The 23,927-nt window shown below is 38.3% G+C and carries 18 protein-coding genes and 1 pseudogene; 6 read left to right on the forward strand and 13 right to left on the reverse strand.

The annotated features are described in order from the left end of the window. Nucleotides 1-40: 40 nt before the first annotated feature. From EL076_RS04930 to EL076_RS04960, 7 genes are all read right to left on the reverse strand, one after another. Complete coding sequence (locus EL076_RS04930; protein ID WP_164555392.1) at nucleotides 41-946, reverse strand: type II restriction endonuclease; 906 nt, start codon at nucleotides 944-946, stop codon at nucleotides 41-43. A 126-nt stretch (nucleotides 947-1,072) separates the two neighbouring features. Beyond that, nucleotides 1,073-1,663: a PD-(D/E)XK nuclease superfamily protein gene (locus tag EL076_RS04935; RefSeq protein ID WP_126429482.1), complete on the reverse strand. Its 591-nt coding sequence runs from the start codon at nucleotides 1,661-1,663 to the stop codon at nucleotides 1,073-1,075. Then, the gene (locus tag EL076_RS04940) at nucleotides 1,660-2,508 is read right to left on the reverse strand and encodes a DNA-methyltransferase (RefSeq protein ID WP_126429484.1); all 849 of its coding nucleotides are present in this window, start codon (nucleotides 2,506-2,508) and stop codon (nucleotides 1,660-1,662) included. Before EL076_RS04940 ends, EL076_RS04935 begins: the two co-directional genes overlap by 4 nt. Beyond that, nucleotides 2,501-3,343 carry a DNA adenine methylase gene (locus tag EL076_RS04945; protein WP_126430147.1) on the reverse strand — a complete coding sequence of 281 codons (843 nt, stop codon included), beginning with the start codon at nucleotides 3,341-3,343 and terminating at the stop codon, nucleotides 2,501-2,503. Before EL076_RS04945 ends, EL076_RS04940 begins: the two co-directional genes overlap by 8 nt. 91 nt (nucleotides 3,344-3,434) lie before the next feature. Next, on the reverse strand, nucleotides 3,435-5,696 hold the full coding sequence (glgP, locus tag EL076_RS04950; RefSeq protein ID WP_003097164.1) for a glycogen/starch/alpha-glucan family phosphorylase: 2,262 nt from the start codon (nucleotides 5,694-5,696) through the stop codon (nucleotides 3,435-3,437). A gap of 1 nt (nucleotide 5,697) precedes the next feature. Next, the gene (gene malQ, locus EL076_RS04955) at nucleotides 5,698-7,197 is read right to left on the reverse strand and encodes a 4-alpha-glucanotransferase (protein ID WP_003097163.1); all 1,500 of its coding nucleotides are present in this window, start codon (nucleotides 7,195-7,197) and stop codon (nucleotides 5,698-5,700) included. A 253-nt stretch (nucleotides 7,198-7,450) separates the two neighbouring features. Beyond that, nucleotides 7,451-8,452, reverse strand: coding sequence for a LacI family DNA-binding transcriptional regulator (locus EL076_RS04960; protein ID WP_003092528.1), 1,002 nt, complete (start codon nucleotides 8,450-8,452; stop codon nucleotides 7,451-7,453). Nucleotides 8,453-8,637: 185 nt separating this feature from the next. On the opposite strand from EL076_RS04960, the gene EL076_RS04965 reads away from it, so the two are divergent. The 5 genes from EL076_RS04965 (at nucleotide 8,638) to EL076_RS04985 (ending at nucleotide 13,598) form a co-directional block, all read left to right on the forward strand. Beyond that, nucleotides 8,638-9,885, forward strand: a complete 1,248-nt coding sequence (locus tag EL076_RS04965) for an extracellular solute-binding protein (RefSeq protein WP_003092892.1) — start codon at nucleotides 8,638-8,640, stop codon at nucleotides 9,883-9,885. A 115-nt stretch (nucleotides 9,886-10,000) separates the two neighbouring features. Continuing rightward, nucleotides 10,001-11,359, forward strand: a complete 1,359-nt coding sequence (locus EL076_RS04970; RefSeq protein ID WP_048788132.1) for a carbohydrate ABC transporter permease — start codon at nucleotides 10,001-10,003, stop codon at nucleotides 11,357-11,359. Further along, on the forward strand, nucleotides 11,359-12,195 hold the full coding sequence (locus tag EL076_RS04975; protein ID WP_003092671.1) for a sugar ABC transporter permease: 837 nt from the start codon (nucleotides 11,359-11,361) through the stop codon (nucleotides 12,193-12,195). The genes EL076_RS04970 and EL076_RS04975 overlap by 1 nt, the downstream gene beginning before the upstream one ends. 15 nt (nucleotides 12,196-12,210) lie before the next feature. Continuing rightward, complete coding sequence (locus EL076_RS04980) at nucleotides 12,211-13,347, forward strand: ABC transporter ATP-binding protein (RefSeq protein ID WP_048788130.1); 1,137 nt, start codon at nucleotides 12,211-12,213, stop codon at nucleotides 13,345-13,347. Nucleotides 13,348-13,508: 161 nt separating this feature from the next. Continuing rightward, on the forward strand, nucleotides 13,509-13,598 hold the full coding sequence (locus tag EL076_RS04985; RefSeq protein WP_232009695.1) for a type I toxin-antitoxin system Fst family toxin: 90 nt from the start codon (nucleotides 13,509-13,511) through the stop codon (nucleotides 13,596-13,598). A gap of 135 nt (nucleotides 13,599-13,733) precedes the next feature. Here EL076_RS04985 and EL076_RS04990 read toward each other — a convergent pair whose 3' ends face one another. The 5 genes from EL076_RS04990 to efeO are packed head-to-tail and all read right to left on the reverse strand — an operon-like array spanning nucleotide 13,734 to nucleotide 18,396. Continuing rightward, nucleotides 13,734-13,922 carry a twin-arginine translocase TatA/TatE family subunit gene (locus EL076_RS04990; protein WP_003092496.1) on the reverse strand — a complete coding sequence of 63 codons (189 nt, stop codon included), beginning with the start codon at nucleotides 13,920-13,922 and terminating at the stop codon, nucleotides 13,734-13,736. 12 nt (nucleotides 13,923-13,934) lie between these two features. Further along, on the reverse strand, nucleotides 13,935-14,663 hold the full coding sequence (gene tatC / locus EL076_RS04995; RefSeq protein ID WP_126429486.1) for a twin-arginine translocase subunit TatC: 729 nt from the start codon (nucleotides 14,661-14,663) through the stop codon (nucleotides 13,935-13,937). Further along, nucleotides 14,650-16,335, reverse strand: a complete 1,686-nt coding sequence (locus EL076_RS05000; RefSeq protein ID WP_126429488.1) for an FTR1 family iron permease — start codon at nucleotides 16,333-16,335, stop codon at nucleotides 14,650-14,652. Before EL076_RS05000 ends, tatC begins: the two co-directional genes overlap by 14 nt. After that, on the reverse strand, nucleotides 16,313-17,518 hold the full coding sequence (gene efeB, locus EL076_RS05005; protein WP_126429490.1) for an iron uptake transporter deferrochelatase/peroxidase subunit: 1,206 nt from the start codon (nucleotides 17,516-17,518) through the stop codon (nucleotides 16,313-16,315). The genes EL076_RS05000 and efeB overlap by 23 nt, the downstream gene beginning before the upstream one ends. A gap of 5 nt (nucleotides 17,519-17,523) precedes the next feature. Beyond that, nucleotides 17,524-18,396 (reverse strand): iron uptake system protein EfeO, encoded by an 873-nt coding sequence (efeO, locus tag EL076_RS05010; RefSeq protein WP_126429492.1) that lies wholly within the window; start codon nucleotides 18,394-18,396, stop codon nucleotides 17,524-17,526. A gap of 354 nt (nucleotides 18,397-18,750) precedes the next feature. Between efeO and EL076_RS05015 the strand changes: the two are divergent. Beyond that, a pseudogene (locus EL076_RS05015) lies at nucleotides 18,751-19,773 on the forward strand (ISL3 family transposase); the annotation flags it as partial. Between the two features lie 203 nt (nucleotides 19,774-19,976). On the opposite strand, the gene EL076_RS05020 reads toward EL076_RS05015, so the two are convergent. Then, nucleotides 19,977-23,819, reverse strand: coding sequence for a GBS Bsp-like repeat-containing protein (locus tag EL076_RS05020; RefSeq protein WP_126429494.1), 3,843 nt, complete (start codon nucleotides 23,817-23,819; stop codon nucleotides 19,977-19,979). Between the last annotated feature and the right edge of the window lie 108 nt (nucleotides 23,820-23,927).

Genomic DNA, 23,927 nt, shown 5'->3' on the forward strand with positions numbered 1-23,927 from the left:
AAGTACACGAAGACGGCTTGGGAGATAAAACGTTAACTTGTTACTTTAGTAAATTAAATAGAAATCCATTTTTTAACATTTCTAAATTAAAGACATTGACAATGTGTCCAAAAGCCTCAGCTAGCGGGAGATGAGCAGTTTTCCAGCCTATTCCATCTGTCACCCAAACAAATTCCACATTATCATCTGATGTGACTACAAACTGGCTTAGTTCTGTAAATTCCCCAGCCACAGCTTTAAGCTTGCTTCCACCTCCACCATAGTAATTTGTTTCAATTAACCACACTTTATGTTTTTCTTCAGAATAAACTGCAACATCGAATCTACGTTGAGATTTATCAACTGGTACATCAATATCCCAAGTCTCTTTGATAAAACTTGCAGTTGCTTGAGCTTTATAGGATAGACCGTATGCTTTGCATACTTTTGAGACATTTCTTTCAAGTATACCTTCCATCGTTGTACCACTACGGTTTTTACGGCCATTACTATCTAATCCTGTTTCAACCCCATAGACATAGTCAACTAAAGACCGATTGGCTTCATTTTGAAGAAAATTTAAAAGACCAGATCTCTCAATAAAATCAATATAACCTTTGATGTTATTTGTATCAATATTTTTAAAATCTAATTGATAAAAACTCATATTATCAGTTTCATCCAGTGATAACACATCAATAACCTTATCACGGCATGCAATTAAACTAGGAATGGCTTTTAATAGTTCTGGTTGTTTTTCAAACAACTCTAGAGCAACATTATAAATATTTTTCTTACCAATTAAATAATTTAGTGTATTTAACTCAATCTCAAATTTTTTAGTTTCTCGATTTACTTTTTCCCAATTCACATAATATTCAGGTGTGCGATTTGTGACAGAAAGAGTCGATAAAAAAATATTAAGACGGTCTGATGGTAAAGATGAAATATATTTGTAGTAATCCATTATAGTAATCTCCTTGAACTATTATTAATTATATGGTCATTTCATTAGTTAAAATGAAGATAATAAATATTCTTATTCAGTAAAAGTTCTTATATTCATTGGATAGTATTAAAAGTAAGTTTATTGTCAAACTTTAGGTACAGGTAATCCAAACTCCTTTAATGGAATATAATTAAACCGATAATAACATCCGACACTATTTACATAATCTAGAACATCTTTATATTTCTTCTTCAAGAACCATTCATCTAGAAGATAATAATACTTTACTTCCTTATTTAATGGAGAAAAAAGTTTCTTATACTGCTTTAGTTTAAAATCACAAGTCTGCAATTTTTCATCTACACTTCCATTAGTATTTTGAGTCTTTTTTTCAATTATGAAAACTGTATTATTATCCATTACAAAAATAGAATCATCTGGCAATAGTTTTTTTGAAAGAATTTCATTGTATTTTAAATCTACTTCATCAAAATAACGGTATAAGCCATGCTTTTGAAATATTTCTGCAACGTACTCTCCTTTATAAGTTACACTCCATCGAGAAACTTTTTTTCGTTTCTTTTTTGTAACTTTGCCATCTTTTCGCTCGAAATCAAAATCATTCTCAAATATTTCGTATCCATTTTGCTTTGCGATAAACGTTGGCAAATCCGTTTTTAACTCAAAAGCTAATCCTGTTTTAGTATTTGCACCACCGACTCCACCTTTTATCAATTATTTCCCTCCTTTAAAAAAGTTTTATCAGAACTTATAGTCGAAGCATAGTCTTCTCTCTCTAATCTTGCTTGTGCTATTTTTAAATAATCCTTCTCAGAATCTATTCCAATAAAACATCGTCCTAACCTCTTAGCCACCACTCCAGTTGTACCACTACCTACAAAAGGATCAAGGATATAATCATTAGGTCTGGTAGACGCTAAAATGATGCGCTCTAAAAGGTACTCTGGCTTTTGTGTCGGATGCTTACCTGCCCACTTTTCAGATTTCTTAGTTAAGGCACCAGTCCAGACATCTTTCATCTGTTTTCCACCATTAAGTTCTTTCATCAATTCATAGTTATAATAATGCTTTGCTTTTTTATCATTTTTTCGAGCCCATAATATAGTCTCCGTGGAATGTGTGAAATAACGACAAGACAGATTCGGAGCAGGATTAGTTTTTTGCCATGTTATATTATTTAGGATTTTAAAACCTTCTTGTTCTAAGGCCATCCCAACAGAATATATATTATGAAAACTACCTGAAACCCATAGTGTTCCATTGGTTTTCAAGACCCTTTTTGCTAATCTAATCCAATTTCTATTAAACTCATGCTTTTCTTCAAGAGTATCGATTTTATCCCAGTCTCCTTTGTTCACTGAAACGATTTTACCTCCTGAATTTGAGAAACCTCCATTACTTAAGAAATAAGGTGGATCCGCAAAAATCATATCCATACTTTCAGGTTTTATCTTTTTTAAAAACTCAAATGTATCCGCATGTACCAGGATTGCTTTATCTTTATAATAGTATGGTTTGTCCATTAAAACACCTCCATACTCATATTCGTAATTATTCATAATTTGTAACGATGATTTCCTTAATTGTCCCTCGACTTTTTGGCTTTGCACCATTTGTACGCGAAGCATCCACATAATGAAGATTAAACTCCTGATAAAGATCCTCGACTAACGGACTTGAAGAATTTGATAAAATAACCTTAACACCACGTCGAGTTAAATCTCTAACGGTATTTCTTAACCTTACTTGATCTTCATAAGAAAAACCTTCATGAGTATAGGAAGTAAAAGAACTGGTCTCAGACAAAGGAATATATGGTGGGTCAAAATATACTAAATCACCATCAACGGCATCGGCAACAGCGTTAGCAAAGTCTCCTTGTAAAATTTGAATATTATTAGCATTTAGATACCCAGATACTTCATAAATCAAATCTTCGTCTAGAATTTTAGGATTCTTATATCGACCGTATGGGACATTGAATTGATTTTTTGAATTCACACGATAAAGACCATTAAAATCGACGCGTAACATATAAAGAATTCTTGCGGCTCTTTCAACATCAGTCATATTCTCAATGCGTCCATCTCTGTCAGCGGAACGAATATTAAGATAATAATCTTTCGAATTATTATCTCTATGTTCTGCTAATAGATCTATTAATTCATTTGGATTATCGCGTATCTGTAAATACGCATTTATCAATTCCTCATTAAAGTCATTTATAATTGCATCATGTGGTAAGAGTTTAAAAAATAAAGCTCCTCCACCAATAAAAGGCTCATAGTACCTATTAAAGTCATCAGGTATTAACTCTGTCAAAATAGGTAATAACTTACGTTTACCACCGGTCCACTTTGTAAAAGGTTTCATTCTTTTATTATAACAAAACATAGATATTGATTGCACACTTTTTTTAGTTTTTTTTTCATGCAAAAAAACAAGACCATTTCTGATCTTGCTTTCCTTCTATGCAACTAGAATATTATTTTGTGTGCCAGATGTCTTTGTCATACTGTTCGATTGTACGGTCAGATGAGAAGAATCCTGCTTCAGCGATGTTATAAACAACTTTTTTGTTCCATGCTTCTTGATCTTCGTAAGCTGCATAGACTTCCTCTTTTTTCTCGATGTATTCAGCCAAGTCAATCAATGTCATGAACCAGTCTTTAGAGATAAGTTCATTGTGGAGACGTTCCAAGCGTTCTTTATCACCAAGTTTAACAAGGTCTTCGCTTACGATAAAGTCAACAGCTGCTTTGATGTTTGCATCTTTTTCATAGTAATCACGTGATACATAGCCAGCTTTTTCATAAAGGTCGATGATTGTATCAGAGTCTTTACCAAATGTGAAGATGTTTTCTGGTCCTACCAATTCAGCAATCTCTACGTTGGCACCGTCCATTGTACCAAGTGTAAGGGCACCATTAAGCATGAATTTCATGTTACCTGTACCTGAAGCTTCTTTAGAAGCCAATGAGATTTGTTCTGAAATATCTGTCGCTGGGATAAGGTGTTCAGCAACTGTTACGTTGTAGTTCTCAACCAAGTGGACGTTGAGGTATTTGCTTACTTCTGGATCATTATTAATGAGTTCAGAAAGTGACAAGATCAAGTGAATGATGTCTTGAGCAATAACGTAGGCAGGAGCTGCTTTACCACCAAAGATGATTGTGATTTTACGTTTTGGAAGATTTCCTTTTTTGATTTCCAAGTATTTGTGGATGACATACAAAGCGTTCATTTGTTGACGTTTGTATTCGTGGAAACGTTTGATTTGTGTATCGATGATTGAATTTTCGTCAAGGTCAATACCTTTATTGGCTTTAAGATAACGTTTAAGAGCCAATTTGTTATCATATTTGATTTGAGACAAACGTTTGTGAACTGCTGGATCATCTGCAAAGGCAGCCAATTTTTCCAATTGAGTTGCGTCAGTAAGATAACCATCACCAATCAATTCTTTGATGTAGTCAGCAAGTTCTTGGTTTGAGAATTCCAACCAACGACGGAATGTAATACCGTTTGTTTTGTTGTTGAAGCGTTCTGGGTAAAGGTCGTAGAATGGTTTCAACTCAGAAGCTTTAAGGATTTCTGTGTGAAGTGCTGCTACACCGTTAACGCTTGTAGAGAAGTGGATGTCCATGTGTGCCATGTGAACACGGTTGTGTTCGTCAATGATTTGAACACGTGGATCTTCAAATTTTTCACGAACGATAGCGTCCAATTTCTTGATGATAACAACAAGGTGTGGAACAACTTCTTCAAGGTAATCAAGAGGCCATTTTTCAAGGGCTTCAGCCAAGATAGTGTGGTTTGTGTAACCCACCATTTTGCTCACGATTGATACTGCTTCATCAAATTCAAATCCATGTTTTTCTGTTAAAAGACGGATCAATTCAGGGATAACCATTGATGGGTGAGTATCGTTTATTTGTACGTAAGCGTAATCTGGAAGATCGTGAAGGTTAGAACCACGTTCGATAGCTTCGTCAATCAAAAGTTGAGCAGCGTTTGATACCATGAAGTATTGTTGGTAGATACGCAAGAGCTCACCTTTACGAGTTGAATCATCTGGGTAAAGGAAAAGTGTCAAGTTTTTTTGGATTTCGTCTTGATCAAAAGTGATTCCTTTTTCAATTAAGCCATAGTCCAAGCCATTGATATCGAAGAGGTTAAGGTAGTTCTTAGTTTCTTTCTTGTAACCCAAGATATCCAAACGGTCCAAACGTGATTTCAATGTGAAGTTTTTGAATGGAACATCATAAGAGATATCAGTTGGTACCAACCATGATTGATCTTCAATCCAGTAGTTTGGTTCAGCATATTGTTTGTTATCTTTGAAGACTTGTTTGAAAAGACCACAGTGGTAGTTAAGACCAACACCTTCACCGTTAATGCCAAGTGTTGACATAGAATCTATGAAACATGAAGCCAAACGTCCCAAACCACCGTTACCAAGAGATGGTTCTGGTTCAACATCTTCGATTTCACTGATTGATTTTCCGGCAGCAGCTAATTCAGCTTTCACATCTTTATAGATGCCCAAGTTAATCAAGTTATTAGACAAAAGTTTACCAATCAAGAACTCAGCTGAGATGTAGTAAACTTTACGTTTGCTATCGTTTTTAGGTTTTGGGGCAGCTGCTTCTTTTACAAATTCTAACAAAAGGTAGTAGATTTCTTCGTTTGAAAGTTCTTTAAGATTTTTATTTTTCGCTTCAACGTAATTTGTAAATGTAGACATTTTATTTATTTCCTCGATTATATCTTTCTGTAATATCAGTTAAAAATTCTTTCTTATCAACGGTGATTTCACCTGGAAGCATACGCCATTTCCAGTTTTCTCCAACTGTGTTAGGGAAGTTTGTACGACTATTTTCAGGTTTATCAAGAATATCTTGCATAGTCGCAATAGCTGTGTTACTTACTGTTGCGAAGAGTGTGCGAAGAAGGGCACGTGTGATTGGTTCACCTTGACGACGGTTGATATAAGCATCAGTGTAATCACGTTGCTCTTGTGTCAAGTTGTCGTACCAACCGTTGATTACTTCGTTATCATGTGTACCAGTGTAAGCCACTGAGTGGTGTGTGTATACGTGTGGAATATCAATGCTGTTTCCAGTGGTATCATAGAAACCAAACTGAACAATCTTCATTCCTGGGTAACCACAGTCTGCAAGAAGTTTACGTGTCTTATCATCAATATTACCAAGGTCTTCGGCAATAATCTTAAGATCACCCAACTCTTCTTTAACCACTTTGAAGAGGTCATAACCAGGTCCTGGAACCCATTTACCATTTTCAGCAGTTTCATCTCCACCAGGGATTTCCCAGAAATCAGAGAAACCTTTGAAGTGGTCGATACGCAAGTAATCATAGAGTTTGAATGATTCTTGAATACGGAAGACCCACCAAGCATAGTTTTCTGCTTTGTGTTTATCCCAAGCGTAGATTGGGTTACCCCAAAGCTGACCAGTAGCTGAGAAGTTATCTGGTGGAACGCCGGCAATGTAACGTGGTTTACATTCGGCATCTAGTTTGAAGAGGTGTGGTTGAGTCCAAACTTCAACACTATCAGCTGAAATGTAGATTGGCATGTCACCAATGATTTGAATACCATTTTTGTTAGCATAGGCTTTAAGCTCTGCCCATTGACTAAAGAAGAGGTATTGTACTACTTGGTGGTAAGTGATGACATCAACAAGTTCTTTGCGAAGTTTTTCAAGAGTTGCCTCATCGCGTTTAACCGCTTTTTTGTCATCCCAATCTTGAAGGGCTTTGTTATCAAAGTGTTCTTTGATAGCCATGAAGTCAGCATAATCTGCTAACCAGTTAACATTTTCAGATTTGAAAGCTTCAAACTTCTTAGCTTCTTTTTTGTCAGCCAAGATTGCTTTTACAGCTTTTTCAAGGATTGGACGACGAGCTTCGTAAACTTTAGCATAGTCGATAAACTCTGGATTTGAACCAAAGTCAACACCCTCAACATCTGCTTCAGTCAAGAAACCGTCACGGATAAGGAAATCCAAATCGATGAAGTGTGTGTTTCCCGCTACTGCTGAGAATGATTGGTAAGGTGAATCCCCATAACTTGTAGTAGTCAATGGCAAAATTTGCCAGTATGTTTGCTTTGTTTCTTTCAAGAAATCAACAAAGTCGTAGGCTGCTTGACCGAAAGATCCGATCCCGTAGTCACCTGGAAGTGATGTGATGTGCATCAAAACACCGCTTGCTCGTTTGTTCATAAAGTTTACCTCAAATTATTTTTTACACTAACGATTATAATGCAAACGGTTGCACAAGTCAAGAATTTTTAGCAAAAAAAATATAAACTTTTTATTTCTCTTTAAATCAACGTTCGTGAAATAAACGTTTTCATTTAGTGAGTTCTTCTACTAACTTAATTGCGCTCTGGATTTTCTGAAAAATAATTGTCTAGGTAATAAAAAATGGTTGGTAACTTAAGTTACCAACCAAAAGTAAATATTTAAACCTTTTTTATCTCGTTGAGACACTTTCTCTTTCAATGAGTTTAAATGGAATTGTTATTTTCTGTGCCTTAGTATGAGGATTTTTAAGAAGATCCAATAGCCTTCGGACGCTTTCCTTACCCAGTTCTTTAATATTAATGTCATAGGTAGTTAGGAAAGGATGCATGATTTCAGCAAAAGTCGAATTATTGAAAGAAATAACGGCGTAATCTTCGGGAATTCTGATTCCCTGATTATTTAGCCAGTGTATAAGCCGTAGGGCAATCAAGTCATCTTTAACAATTAAGGCGGTCAGTTGATAAGATTGCAAACTCTCTGTCAATGAATCAATGACTCTAGATGAAAAAACAAGTTCTGGATAAGCTTCTAAATTAAATTCGTTAGTCGCTTCAATATATCCTTGATAACGTTCTTGACCTACTTGACCAAAAAGATCATCTGTTACAAAACCAACCTTTTGGTGACCTTTAGTTCTTAAATAACTAACAGCTTCTTGTCCAAGTTCTTTATTATCATTATCAATATAGGTTACTTTATTATTATTATCAACTGCTGCTCCAACAACTACGAAAGGAACTTTTTCTTTTAATAAGTAGTCTTTAACTGGATCTTTTTTTTCTGAATAGAGAATGATAAAGCCATCAGCTCGTTTTTGACGATGCATAAGCTCGACCTGTTTAACTAATTCTTCAAGTGTGGCACCCGTAGCAATACTAATGACCTGAGAATGGCAACTAGCTTCTTCATTAATTGCTGTTAGAATCTCCATATAGAATGGTTGACTAATTTTTTCACGGTCTGTTAAGGGAGGAAGAACAACACCTAAACTATGTGTTAAGCCTGTCGCCAACATTTGTGCTGCTGAGTTTGGTACATAACCTAATTCATCCATAGCCGCTCTTACTTTAACTTTGGTTTCTTCTGATATGGCCTGGTTATCCTTTAAGGTCCTGCTTACTGTTGATGGGCTGACACCAGCCCTCTTAGCAACATCTTTAATTGTAGCCATTATTTTCCTCTCATTTTTATAAATATTTCTTTATATTCGTAAAATACAAGAATTATTATAACTAAAATAAACAGCTCTTGCAATCGTTTGCAAAAAAAGTTTAATTTTTTTTAGAAAACACTTGACAGATGTTGGAAACGGTTGCATAATATATACCGTAAAATATATTTCTGGAGGACATAGAAATGAAAAAATGGCAAAAAGTATTACTTGGTAGTGCTGGACTTCTTGTAGCTGGTTCGCTCTTGGTAGCGTGTAGCTCAAACTCAAGCAAAAGCTCAAGTTCAGATAGCAAGACTTTGAAACTTTGGGTTCCAACTGGTGCCAAGAAGTCTTATTCAAATACAGTAGCAGAGTTTGAAAAGAAATCTGGTTACAAAGTTGATATGGTAGAAATGGAAGACCCAAACGCTCAAGAAAACTTGACTAAAGATGCATCTACTGCTGCAGATGTCTTCTCACTTCCACATGACCAACTCGGTAAATTGGTGGACGCTGGAGCTATCCAAGAGATTCCTGAGAAATACTCAAAAGAAATTACTGAGCAAGATACTGAGCAAGCTGCCAAAGGTGCTCAATACAAAGGTAAAACCTACGCCTTCCCATATGGTATCGAAACACAAGTTACTTACTACAACAAATCTAAGCTTAATGAAGAAGATGTGAAATCGTATGAAACAATCACTTCTAAAGCTAAATTTGGTAGCAACCTGAAAGAAGTTAATGCTTACGGAACTGGTCCTCTCTTCCTTTCAGTTGGTGACACTCTCTTTGGTCCTAACGGTGAAGATGCGAAAGGTACTAACTGGGGTAACGAGGCTGGTGTGAATGTTCTTAAATTCATCGCAGCTCAAAAAGACAACAAAGGATTTGTCAATGTTGATTCAGCTAACATGATGGCTAAATTCGAAGATGGTTCAGTTGATGCATTCCAATCAGGACCATGGGATTACGCAGCTGCTGCTAAAGCTGTTGGCAAAGACAAGCTTGGTGTTGCCGTGTATCCAACAGTTAATATCGGTGGCCAAGATGTTCAACAAAAAGCCTTCATGGGTGTAAAACTTTACGCTGTAAACCAAACACCTTCTAAAGGTAATGCTAAACGTATCGCTGCTTCTTACCAATTGGCACAAGCTTTGACAAGCAAAGACAGTCAAAATAACCAATTCACTAATGAAGATCGTCACATCATCCCTGCTAATAAAGAAGTTCAAGCTTCTGAAGCAGTTAAAAATGATGCACTTGCACAAGCTGTAATTACTATGGGTTCATCTGAGCAATACACAACTGTTATGCCTAAACTTAGTCAAATGTCAGTCTTCTGGACTGAAAGTGCTGCTCTTATGAGTGACGCTTATAACGGTAAAATCAAGGAAGACCAATTCCTTACTAAATTACAACAATTTGATAAAGATTTGGCAGCGGCTAAATAAGAAACCTAACAAATGAGGAGGTAAAGAGGCAGGTCAAGTTCCTAGCCTCTTTCTCACTTATTTGTAGACAAAATAGAAACCATCACTAATCACACATTTATCTGAGGAGATATCTATGTCACAAACAATCTACGACACAACTCCTATGCGCCAGGTCTTCAAAGAAGGTACATGGGATGTCAAATTATCCTTTCTGGTAATGGGATTGGCAAACTTGGTCAACAAACAGTTTACCAAGGGATTGCTCTTCCTCCTTTCTGAGATTGCCTTTCTAGCGGCATTCGTTATACAAATTATTCCTGCACTTCAAGGGATGATTAGCTTGGGGACTCAAGAACAGGGTGAGGCTGTTAAGGAAGTTAATGGTGTTAAACTTACTGTTCAGGTTGCTGGAGACAACTCTATGCTATTGTTGATTTTTGGACTTGCGTCATTAATCTTCTGTGCAGTCTTCGTTTATATTTACTGGTGTAACCTTAAGAGTGCTCGCCATCTCATGGCTCTTAAACAATCGGGTCGCAAGGTGCCGAACTTTATCGAGGACTTCAAGACCTTGGCTGACGGTCGCTTCCACATGGGGCTTATGACTGTCCCTTTGATTGGGGTTCTGCTATTCACAATCTTGCCTTTGATCTATATGGTCTGTTTGGCCTTTACTAACTTTGACCACAATCACCCAGCCCCTAAATCACTCTTCGATTGGGTTGGCTTTGCAAGTTTTGGTGAAGTTTTACAAGGTCGTATGGCTGGTACTTTCTTCCCACTTTTGACTTGGACCTTGATTTGGGCAGTTGCCGCAACAGCAACTACTTTCTTCTTTGGTATTGTTCTCGCCCTCTTGCTTAATACTAAGGGGCTTAAATTCAAGAAAGTATGGCGTACTCTATTCGTTATCACTATCGCCGTTCCTCAATTTGTATCACTTCTTTTGATGCGTAATTTCCTTAATGACCACGGTCCTTTGAATGGTTTACTTCAAACCTTGCATATCACTAACGGACCTATTCCGTTCTTGACTGATCCCTTGTGGGCTAAGTTCTCTATTATCTTTGTTAATATGTGGATTGGTATTCCATTTACAATGTTGGTCGCAACTGGTATCATCATGAACTTGCCAACTGAGCAAATTGAAGCAGCTGAAATTGATGGGGCAAGTAAATTCCAAATTTTCAAGAGTATCACTTTCCCACAAATTCTCTTGATTATGGCACCATCTTTGATTCAACAATTCATCGGTAATATTAATAACTTCAACGTTATCTACTTCCTTACTGGCGGTGGACCTACTAACTCTGAATACTATCAAGCAGGTTCAACTGACCTCTTGGTAACTTGGCTCTACAAACTAACTGTTAGCGCTAAAGACTACAACTTGGCATCTGTTATCGGTATCTTGATTTTTGCCATCTCTGCAACATTCAGTCTCTTGGCCTACACAAGATCATCTTCATTCAAGGAAGGGGCTGCTAAATAATGAAACGTAAGAAAAATCTTTATCTAACTGGTACTTATATTCTATTGACAGTTCTAACTGTTATCTGGTTGATTCCGATTATTTGGATCTTCCTTACAAGTTTCCGTGGTGAAGGAGCTAATGCCGTACCATACTTCTTCCCTAAGACTTACACTTTTAATAACTACATCAAACTGTTTACCAGCGATGCTTATCCATTTGGGAAATGGTTTATCAATACTTTCATCGTTGCTACATGTACATGTATCCTCTCAACTTTGATTACCGTTGGGATGGCCTACTCACTTAGCCGCATTAAATTTAAGCACAGAAACGGCTTCTTAAAATTGGCGCTTGTACTTAATATGTTCCCTGGTTTCATGTCAATGATTGCGGTCTACTATATTTTGAAGGCCCTCAATTTGACACAAACGTTGACATCTTTGGTTTTGGTTTATTCTGCTGGGGCAGCTCTTGGTTTCTACATTGCGAAAGGTTTCTTTGATACCATTCCTTACTCATTGGATGAATCAGCAATGATTGACGGGGCAACTCGTCTTCAAATCTTCACTAAGATTACCTTACCACTTTCTAAACCGATCATCGTCTACACCGCCCTCATGGCCTTCATGGGACCTTGGGTAGACTTCATTTTTGCATCTGTTATCCTCGGTGACGTTAAAGATAAATATACTGTTGCCCTTGGACTCTACCAAATGCTTAACCAAGACGCTATCAATGAATGGTTCCTTCCATTTACCGCAGGTGCTATTATCATCGCCATCCCAATCACTCTTCTCTTTATTTTCATGCAGAAATACTATGTTGAAGGTGTAACCGGCGGATCAGTTAAATAATAAAGGATAAATGATATGACAACTCTTAAACTGGATAAAATTTATAAAAAATACCCAAATGCAACCCACTACTCTGTCGAAGATTTCAGTATCGACATCAAAGACAAAGAATTCATCGTGTTCGTAGGTCCTTCAGGATGTGGTAAATCAACAACACTCCGTATGGTAGCTGGTCTTGAAGAAATCACAGAAGGAACACTTTCTATTGATGGTGAAGTGGTTAATGACAAATCACCAAAAGACCGTGACATTGCCATGGTATTCCAAAACTACGCACTTTACCCACACATGACTGTTTATGAAAATATGGCCTTTGGTCTAAAACTTCGTAAATATAAAAAAGACGATATTGACAGACGTGTACGTGAAGCAGCTGCCAGCCTTGGCTTAACTGAATTCTTGGAACGTAAACCTGCTGACCTTTCTGGTGGTCAACGTCAGCGTGTAGCTATGGGTCGTGCCATTGTTCGTGATGCTAAAGTCTTTCTTATGGACGAACCTCTCTCAAACTTGGATGCTAAACTTCGTGTCACAATGCGTGCTGAAATTGCTAAGATTACTCGTAATATTGGGGCTACTACTATCTACGTTACTCACGACCAAACAGAAGCTATGACTCTTGCTGACCGTATCGTTATCATGAGTTCAACTAAGAATCCTGATGGTTCTGGTACTATTGGTCGTATCGAGCAAATTGGTACTCCTCAAGAACTTTACAATGAGCCAGCTAATAAGTTTGTTGCTGGATTTATTGGAAGTCCTGCCATGAACTTCTTCAATGTCAAAGTTGATGGCAATCGTATCACTAACTCTGAAGGTTTGGATATTGTGATTTCTGAAGGTCAAGCTAAAATCTTAAGGGAAACAGGTTACCAAGGTAAGGAAGTTATCTTTGGTATCCGTCCTGAAGACGTTTCTAGTCGTCCAATCGTTCAAGAAGTATATCCAGATGCCAATGTTGATGCTGAAGTAGTCGTTTCAGAACTTCTCGGTGCAGAGACAATGCTTTACCTAAAACTTGGAGAAACTGAGTTTGCTGCTCGCGTTGATGCACGTGATTTCCACAATCCAGGTGAGAAAGTTAACCTTACTTTCAACGTTGCTAAAGGTCACTTCTTCGACGCTGAAACAGAAAAACGTATCAGTTTGTAAGCTATAAAAAATCGGCTCAAAAGAGCTGATTTTTTTGTTATGATCGCAATACATTCTAACGTTTACTTCCTTACAGTTATTAAAGATATCTCTATCAAACTATGATATAATATCCCTTGGCACCTCGACACCGCCTACGAAGGGAAGTGGGATTGCCTATGATGGATTTACTATTCAAAATTATCATCGGACCCATTGTGGTCGATATTATCCTTCGTCTGATCGACAAGTGGTTAAACAAGGATAGATAGTCCTAAAAAAGACCCCGAGCTTATGTGGAAGTTAGCCTGGGGTCTTTTCTTGCCTATGATATAGACTTACTATTCAATACAGGTGAATTATGTCATAAAAGCTTCGAATTGTCAAGAAACTAGAGTATCTAGGAACTAGTCTTTCTTCTCAGTCTCATGATCCTTTTTATCTTCATCAGTCTTATTTACAGCTGCTTTAAATTCGGCTAGCATTTTACCGATGGATTGGCCGAGTTCTGGCAAGCGTTTAGGACCGAAAATAAGGAGGGCACCTAGGACAATAATGATAAGTCCTGGGGCTCCGATATCACGTAGAATTCCCATAAGATCTCCTTTCTAGTTATCTTTATATTTTCTTTGTTTACGTTTATAAATGAGCTTACTTAGAGTTACGCTAACTTCATAAAGCAAGATTAAGGGTGCCGTCATGGCCAGGTCACTGATAAAGTCAGCTGGTGTTAGAATGACCGCCAAAACCAAGAGAATAAAGTAAGCATAGCGTCTATTGTGTGTCAGAAAAACTGGTGTTATCATGCCGATAGATGTCAAAAAACTCACAACTACGGGAAGTTCAAAGAGAACTGCTAAAGGCACTGTCGTATGCAGTAAAAAACTAAGGTAGTTCTGTGCTGTAATTTGTGTATTAAAGTGCCCTTCTCCTAGTTTTAAAAGTACTTCTAAGATAGCTGGACTAACAAAATAATAACCAAAGGCCAAACCCAATACAAAACAGACAAAAGTTGCTGGGATATAAGCAAAGATAGCACGCGCTTCATTGTCCCTCAAACCTGGTTTTACAAACTGCCAAATCTGGTAGGTCGTGAAAGGCAGAGTAACCGTAAAAGCCATGAGACTTGCTAGATTAATGTAAATCCAGAGAATATCGTTAGGCCCAAGAACCAATAAAGGCTTGTCAAACCCTCTAGTCAGATAAGCATAGAGCTCCCCAGCAAACAACAGGGTAATACAAAAAACTAGGAAAAAACAAAACACTACTGCCATGAAGCGTCTCCGAAACTCCACCAGATGCTCAACAATAGTCATCTCATCCTTACTTCTTGCCATGCTGTCTCACCGTCACAAAGGCAATAATAACAATAAAGATAAGTTGTGGAATCAAGACTTCCCAGCTTGGATAAATACCAGCCCAATCAATGGTTGGGAAACCAGTGATCAAATGATTGGACATCATATTAGTCAACTGGAGGGCATGAATGCTGACACCGAGCATCTTGAAGGCCAAGGCATAAATCAACCAGGTTAAAATAAAGAAAATACGGTGTGGTTTAATATAATGACTAGCCTTAGTCATAGCCACAGCAATGATAACAAGAACTGCAATAGCTGAAGCAATACCAATCAAGAAATTAGCTGTCGTGATACGTGGGATAATACCAACATAGAAAAGGATTGTCTCAGCTCCTTCACGGAAGACAGCCAAGAAACTGAGGGCAAACATAGATACAAAGCTTCCAGTAGCCGTCACCGTCTTCATCTGGCGGTCCATAAAGTCATTCCACTGTTTGACTGATGACTTACTATGGAGCCATATTCCAATGAGAATCATCATTGCAACTGCGAAAATACCAACGCCACCTTCAATAATTTCACGGTTAGAGCCCGAAGTTACTGCTGGAAAGACAACTTGCAAGACGACAGCTATAGCAGCACTGGCTAATACCCCAGAAACGGCTCCTCCATATACCCATTTGAGTCCCTTACGCATCTTAGCTGCCTTAAGAGTTGTCACAAGGGCCATAACGATGAGGAGGGCTTCAACCCCTTCACGCAAGAGAATTAACATAGCATCAAAGGCATTGTAAGAAGCACTGGTATCGATAGCAGATAGGTCTGTAATCAAAGCTTGGAGTTTGTCCTGATAAGCTTTTTCTTTTCCCTTAACCATGATAACAGGCGTTTCACTCTCCACACGTGTATAGAGGCTAGGATTAGTTGTGCTTACATCTCCTTCAATGGTTGGCCAAATAGTGATGAATTTCTTCATAGTGGCCGCAGCCGTTTTTTCATCACCCGATTGGAATTGACCTAAAGCTTTTTTCAAGAGCTTAATACCATCTTTAAGAGTTAAACTGGTACTAGTGCTATCAAGAGGGACACCCTTGATAAAGTCATCAATCCCCCCTTTAAGATCATCATAGGATGACTGGATGCTAGTGAAATCAGTTGGTTCTGTCTCGATGCTACTTCTTAATAGTGAAATGGCGGTCTCAATCTTACCGTAGTAGGCAGTACTATGGTCACGGACAACAGCTTCATTTCGCGTCCAAGCATTATTTAATTCACTGTAAGTTTTTCGTGTCACAATCAAATCTTTGGCATTAATGGCATCCTGTAAGTTCTTGAAATAAGGATTTAGGTGAATTTCAAGTTTTTCCTTCTCTGCGTCTAAATCAACAGGATTTTGCTCTTTCTCAAATTTAAGAAGGGCTGACGAGATGGCGGTTAAGTCCTCTTCTGTCACATCTCCCTTAATATCAAGAGCCTTGCTAACTTTTCGACCAGCCTTGGAATCGTGATTTTCTTTAGTTTCGAAATCAGACTTAATCTCACTAACCAATTCATTAGCTTTTGTTTGATCTTTATTTTGAACAGCTGTTGTCGTATCTGTGATTTTGATGAAAAGATCACTGTAAGATTCAGCAGCTACTGGATAAGTACAGAATAAGGCCAGAAGCCCAAGTAAAACGAGGAGTTTATTCAAAGAGTGCTTGACCAAGGTAGCCTCCTTTCTCCACGCCTGCAAAGCAAGCAAAGAGCCCACTTCCGATATGGGTGATGTACTCATTCATCTTGTCTACAGCACCAAGATTGGTCTGAATTTTAACAAAACGGTCGGGATCCTTCTGGTAGGCAATGAAAATCAAACCTGAATCAAACTGGCCAGTTCTCTCATCAATGCCATCTGAATAGGAATAGGAACGGCGTAAGATAGGAAGGTTCACTTCTTTAGCCAAACGGACATGTGAATCGACTGGAAGTTTTGACAAATCTACTTCGTCAAACTCATCTTTCTTTCCAAAGGGTGCACCTGATTCCTTGTAACGACCAAAGGTATTTTCCTGCTCCTGCAAATTGGTACGATCCCAAGTTTCCAAGTGCATCTGTACCAGACGAAGAGCCATATAAGAACCACCCTTCATCCAATCTTTACTATCGGTCCAGACCACCTTGTCGAATTCCTTTTCTGTCGTAACATTGGCAGTACCGTCCTTGAAGCCAAAGAGATTTCGTGGCGTTTCCTTGCGGTCTCCAATGGCAGCAAAACCTGATTTGCTCCACTTCATGGTAATTTTATTACGACCTTTGCGAATCAAATTGCGAACAGCATGAAATGCCACTTGTTCATCATCTGCACAGGCTTGAATAACGATATCTCCACCCGTATACTTGTCCTGCAACTGCTCCTTAGGAAATGGAGGCAAATCACGGAAGAGCTTAGGACGTTTGGATTCTAAACCAAGTTTTTTAAGAAAATCAGCCGAAATTCCAAAAGTCAGACTCAGGCGATAGGGATTGAGTCCCACCGTTTCGCCTGTATCCGTAGGAGGCAAGAGGGCATTAGAACCATCCTTTTTAACTAGTTCACCTTCTACTAATTTACTACTATAATCTGTCCAGTCCTTAAAGAGCTGAATCACTTCTTTTTTATCGGTCGTGCGAAGATCTAGAACCACCAAATAACAAGCCTTCTGCATAGGAGTCGTAATTCCAGCCTGGTGCTTTCCAAAGAAACTAATATCTTCATCCCCGTCTAGGGCCTTTTTTGTTGAACTATCCTGATTAGCGAAAAAAGCAGATGCACCAGAAAGACCAAGCGCAAGCCCAGCTCCTCCAATACCTGCTTTTTTAAGAAATTCACGACGGTCCATTTTTTTATCTAAAAATTTTTCGTCAGTCATTTTTCTTATTTCCCATCTAGGATAACACCCATTTGTGATAATGGTTCACCAAGTTTCGTTACAGCTTCGGCCAATTCCTTAGTATCTGCTTCACTCAAATCAGTATAAGACTTATAGTTTTTCTCATCAGTCATGTGTTTATCTAAGAGACCATTAACATTCTTGAATTCTGTTTCCAAAGTCTTAACAAGTTTAGCATCTTTCTTCTCAATCAATGGCTTGAAGAGTTCAAAGATTTTTTCTGCACCTTCAATATTGGCACGGAAATCATAAAGATCAGTGTGTGAGAAGACCTCTTCTTCACCTGTAATCTTTTGAGTTGCTACTTCGTTAAGAAGATCAACAGCACCTGTCAACATGATATCTGGAGTGACTTTAACAGTTGCGATTTTAGCCTTTAGTTCCTTGATATCATTGACTAATTGATCCACATAGGCAGCTGTACCCTCTGTCGTGTTGTCTTGCCACATGATACGTTCGATACGGTGGAACCCTGACCAACCGTCTTCTGATTTATTTTCGTCCATGTAATCAACCAAACGGTAGTCGATTTTCACGTCAGACTCACCAAAGCTTTCTGCAATCGGCTCTGAACGCTCGTAAGCCATACGAATCAATGGGTATTGTTTCTTAGCTTCTTCAAGATTTCCTGACTTGAGGGTTTCACTGAATCCTTCAGTATCTTTCAAAAGCTGATCAATTTCGCCTTCTACGAAAGTCTTATAATCACTTGTGGCCTGATTCAATTGCTTTTGCTCACTGGCTGTGAGTTTTGAGTTAGTTGAGCTTGAATTACTTGAATTACCAGATTTGGCACAAGCCGTCAATAAAAGTCCTGATGCCAAAAGAACAACACCAAGTTTGCTAAGTTTTTTCATGAATGTCTCCTATTTTCAAGATAGTGTTCGACATTTGTCGTTATATATGTGAATCGTCGTTTTAACATTAATAAAGAACGAACGATGATAAGTCAATAATGATCTCTCATATGTAAGAGAACATATCTAAACTAACAGAAGAAACTAGCACTGTCAACGGTTTTAGGCTATTTAAGAACTATTCTAAAGAGCAGATAAGAATGATTATAAATAATACAAAACCAAGGAATTCTTACTCTATAATTTCTGTAGTGGGTAAAACCACTATAGTTCTTATAGAGCTTTTTGAGTGTACACAAAAAGTCCCATAAGAACTATAATGAAAAGCGACAAAACCATCATTAGGAAGAACTTATGAGACTTATTAAGAATACCACAGAATTAATCGGAATTAAAGACCAAAATATCATTATTTCACTTGTTTTTGAAACTGACACTCATATAGAGATTCAAGCAAAACTTGATTATCCTGCACCATCATGCCCTCACTGCCAAGGAAAGATGATCAAATATGACTTTCAAAAAAACTCTAAAATCCCTCTTCTCGAGCAAGCTGGAACGCCAACTCTACTACGTCTGAAAAAACGTCGTTTCCAGTGTAAAAGTTGTAGGAGAGTAACGGTGGCTGAGACATCTATCGTTGAGAAAAACTGCCAAATCTCCAATCTAGTCCGACAAAAGGTTACACAACTCCTAACTGAGAAGGTGTCACTAACTGATATTGCCAGAAGACTTCGTGTGTCAACGTCCACTGTCTATCGTAAGCTTGACCAGTTCACTTTCAAGAAACATTATGACAAACTTCCAGCTATAATGTCCTGGGATGAGTTTGGGTTCAAGAAAGGTGACTTGGCTTTTGTGGCGCAGAATTATGAGACAAACGAACTCATAACCATCCTTGATAATCGCCGTCAAACCACTATTCGAAACTACTTTTTGAAGTATCCTTTGAAAGCACGTCAAAAGGTACGGTTTATCACGATGGATATGTCTGGAGCCTATATGCCACTAGCTCGAAGGCTTTTCCCAAATGCCGAAATCATTATTGATCGTTTCCACATCATCCAGCACCTTGGTCGAGCCTTTTTAAAGACAAGAATTGCCATTATGAACCAGTTTGATAAGAAGTCACTACCCTATCGAGCCTTGAAAAATCATTGGCGACTTTTCCAAAAGGACAGCCGTAAACTATCTCTCAACTCTTTTTATTCAAAGACTTTCCGCCAAACTTTAGCACCACATGAAGTTGTTGAGAAGACATTGATTTTCTCAGAAGAACTCACCAACTACTATACTCTTTACCAGCTTTTACTTTTTCACTTTCAGGAGAAAAGAGTAGATGAGTTCTTTGAGTTATATGATTACTCTTTGGCCCAAAATCGATAAGGCTGTCTATGCCGTATTATTGTAACACCTTGTTTCAAAAAATACCAGATAAGGTGTTTTTTTAGCATGCCCATTTATGAATCAAAAAGGCTTAAAAATAAGACAGTAACTTCGAAATAGCTACTGTCTTATCCCTTTTTTACTTAAATCCTTGATCGACTTGACAAATGGTAGAAAAGAGCCGGATTTATAGATTAAGCAAAGACAGAGAAGAATGGTGCACCAAGCTTAGTATCCATTGCATCTCTACTCTGAACACCATGAATGTAATCCAATGAATACCATCCATTGTTATTGGCGTTAAATGGATCACGAACATATGTTTTACCATTATCATAGCCATGAAGTACGATTTCATGCGTGTAAGGATAATTGGTAAATTGACTTGCTCCTACTGCCGCCAAAACGTGTTGACCTGACATCAAAGCTGAGGCAATGTTATCAATACTTGAAAGTACGTTGCTCTTCAGACCCCAATTTTTACTTGCTAATACAATACCATCTGCATCAGTACCAGCGACTGATGTTTTGTTAAATGAATTTGTATTGTAATACAAATAATCCGCAACTGTCGTTGGTGCAATGACAGTTCCCAAGATATCTGTAAAAGTCATGGCAAGTGATGTTGGAACACAGCCAGATTGATCCATATTGCTGACACCATACCACTTAGAAGCCCAACGAGGATCACGTTGAGAATAATAAGTCGTCTGAGGCTCAACACGACGATTACGTGGAGCAAGAGCTGTCTCACCAAGGTTAAATCCGTCTTCAGTATTGTCTACATAGTCTACATAAACATGAGTCGTATAGTTACCTATGAGATTCTTATGATTAACAGTCGATACATTTATTTCAGTATGTGTTCCAGTAGGTGCTGTATTGTACCAAGAAAGGTTTCCTTGGTTACTTTCTGACCATACAGCTACATGAATATTCTTAATCTGACGTCCTTGTGGCGCTTGATCAACTACAACTGTAAAACTACCTGCTTCTGAATTAACATTAGTGATATAGGTTTGCGTTTTAGTCTTAGCATTACGGAATTCAACTGTTGTCGTTGTCCCTCCTACACCAACTTGTGACCCATCATTTAAAATGTAGTACAAATGAATATTGTACAAACCTGTTGAATTTTTGTGGTTAGTAGCTTGAACATTTACCGTATAAGTGCCATTAGCTTGACGTGTGGCTTCATACCAACGGATGTCATCTTGACCATCTTTTTCAGACCAAATAGGTACTTGAACAGCACGAACACCTTTAGAACTATAGACATCACTAATAATAACATCAAAAGTTCCAGTGTCTTTATTGTTATTAACTACTGAAATAGTGCCGACTGGCTTATTATGTTTTACATCTACAATTGTTTCAGTGATATAATGACGTTGGTTGGCATTATCTACGATATAAAGGTCAGCACGGTAATTTCCTAGTGAATTCTTATGCTCACTAGACTTGATTGTTACACGATAACTACCATCAGATTGGCGACTTGCTTTGTGCCAAACCAAATCATCTTGTCCGTTAACTAAACTCCATGATGGGACTAAGACTTCCTTAACCCCATTTGGTGCAACGATATTGCGAATAACAGCGTCAAAAGTACCTAAATCAGCATTATTATTTTCAATAACGAGACTTGCGCTAGGGCGAGTTTGAGTAACTTCTACCACTTTTTCAGTGAGATAGAAACGTTTGTTAGAGTCATCTACGATGTAGGCATCGGCACGGTATTTACCAGTTGAATTCTTATGATCCGTTGCTTTGATAGTCACACGGTAAGAGCCATCCGCTTGGCGAGTTGCCTTATGCCAGATAAGGTCGTCCTGACCACCATCCAGACTCCACGATGGCACAAGAACCTCTTTCAAACCTGTAGGAGCAACAATATTACGGACAACAGCATCAAAGGTGCCTGTTGCAGTGTTATTGTTTTCAATTGTAAGAACACCGCTTGGTCGAGCATAATCAACAGACACCACTTTTTCAGAAATGTAGTGTCGATTGTTAGAGTTGTCCACGATATAGGCATCTGCACGGTAATTTCCTTTATTACCCTTATGCTCACTTGCCTTTATAGTTACACGATAGCTACCATCACTTTGCTTAGTCGCCTTATGCCAGATAAGGTCATCTTGACCACCATTCAGACTCCACGATGGCACAAGAACCTCTTTCAAACCAGTAGGTGCAACAATATTACGGACAACAGCATCAAAGGTACCTGTTGCAGTGTTATTGTTTTCAATCGTAAGAACACCGCTTGGTCGAGCATAATCAACAGACACCACTTTTTCAGAAATGTAGTGTCGATTGTTAGAGTTGTCTACGATATAGGCATCTGCACGGTAATTCCCTGTATTACCCTTATGCTCACTTGCCTTTATAGTTACACGATAGCTACCATCACTTTGCTTAGTCGCCTTATGCCAGATGAGGTCGTCCTGACCACCATCCAGACTCCACGATGGAACTAAAACTTCTTTAACACCTAGAGGAGCTGATATATTAGTGATAACGGCGTCAAAAGTACCAGCATTGACGTTGTTATTCTCAATAGCAAAACTTGCTTTGGGTTTCAACTGCTCTGGTGTCTTACCAATAAAGACTTGAGTAGTTGTTCCACCAACACCCGTCAATTGTCCGTCTTTTTGAACATAATAAAGGTGAACATTATAAAGGCCTGTTGAGTTTTTATGGGCTGAAGCTTTAACATTGACTGTGTAAGTTCCATTATTTTGACGGTCAGCAGTATACCAGATAATGTCATCTTGGCCATTAATTTCTGACCAAATTGGAACAGAGACTGTTCCAACACCATTTGGTGCTTTGACATTAGAGATGACAACATCAAAGCTACCTAAGATTGGGTTGTTATTGACAATTGAGATAACACCACTCAAATCACCTTGAGTTGGATCTGTTTCAATGCCTACATTAGCAGTAAAACGTCCAGTATAGTCAACACTTTGATCGAAGACATGTTTGCCTGGCAAAAGATTAGCTGTCGCTGAGAACTGCCATGCACCAGTTTTACCGTTATAGCGCATATTCTTTGCACTAGTAGCCGTAAGTCTTGCTGATGGATATTGGGCAACCCAGAAGTTTTCAATACCAAATTGAGAGGTAGAAACAGGTCCACGGTAGCCTAGATTGTTCTCATCCAACCAACTAGCACTAGTATAGAACATCAAGTTATTGTAACCATGCTTGCGCATTTCATTAACCCATGCTTGAGTGTTACGGTTGATATTAGGAAGCATGTTAGAATCTTCAAAATCGTTAACCATAACAGTGCTCTTTGGAAGGTTAAGTCTTTGTGCTGCCTCGATATAGAAACGAGCCTCTGCACGTGCTTCTTCCTCAGTTGTGTATCGAGAAAAATGATAAGTCGATACTTGGAGGCCTGCGATTTGCGCATTGCGAACCTGTGATGGAGCTTTGGGATTATTGTACCAAGTATCTTCAGTCAATTTAACGACTACGCCACCCACACCTTGGCGTGCAAGAGCACGGTAATCATCTACACTGATATCGCCATTGTGGCTGCTAACATCAATAAAAGTCTTAGGCTGAACCCTAAGAGTTGTCGAAGGGACATCTGAAGAATTCGTTAATTTAGCAGGCTTGGCAACAACCTTGTTAGAAGCCTCAGAAGCCGTTGAATGTGCAGAAGAAGTCACACTCTCAGAGCTAGCATTTGAAGTTGCTACTGATGTAGACGTAACAGTCGTTGTTGAGTTAGCTACATTTGTTGATGCAATTGAGGTTACAGCCGCCACACTAGACGTAGGCGCTTCCGAATTTTGCTTAGCAGTAGCTGTAGAGGCAGGGGCTGAAACAGTTGAGCTTGATGTTTCAATAAGTGACGCTTCACCACCCAAAACATCTGCTACGGTTGCAGGCTGATAGTGGTTTCCTTCAGCAATAGAAGGTGCTTGTGTTGCCACTTCATCTGCTTGAGCAACCTGAGTAGTTACAGACAAGAGAACAGCCGCGCTGGCATAGTAGATAAAATCTTTCGTTCGCATTTAACTTTCCTTTTGCATTTGTAATACTTGAACCATTTTACCACAGAAAAACTCTCATGGAAAGGTTATTATTAAAAAGTTTCTAAATAAAATAGATATATTATAGAA

Source organism: Streptococcus vestibularis (assembly GCF_900636445.1).
GTDB classification, from domain to species: Bacteria; Bacillota; Bacilli; order Lactobacillales; family Streptococcaceae; genus Streptococcus; species Streptococcus vestibularis.